At 45.0% G+C, this 298-nt stretch carries 1 protein-coding gene; it reads right to left on the bottom strand.

Translation table 11 applies throughout. The features are described from left to right. Window positions 1-18 precede the first annotated feature (18 nt). Window positions 19-298, bottom strand: a 280-nt coding sequence (locus RMT89_RS42165) for a zinc ribbon domain-containing protein (RefSeq protein ID WP_315889050.1), incomplete at its 5' end; no start/stop codon positions are given.

A 298-nucleotide genomic window follows, 5' to 3' on the forward strand; every position in this document is an offset into this window, starting at 1 on the left:
TGTCAAACTTTCACTCATTCAAACCTCCCACGAACTGGTTCGAGTTTTCCAGTCCCTGAGATTCTTTGCTGCATTTAAGTCTCGATCATCCGTATGACCGCACTCACAGACAAAGACTCTTTCAACAGTCAATTTCGGACCGATCTTTCCACATGCATTGCACATGCGAGTCGATGGAAAATTATGTTCCACCCTGAGAACCTGAACATGAGGGAATCGGCGCCTCATCGATTTTTTAAACCAGCCGATTGAAAACGGCAAGAAGCCATTTCCTTTGAATCCTTCAATCACCACGACA

It is taken from the genome of Streptomyces sp. P17 (assembly GCF_032436805.1).
Taxonomy (GTDB): Bacteria; Actinomycetota; Actinomycetes; order Streptomycetales; family Streptomycetaceae; genus Streptomyces.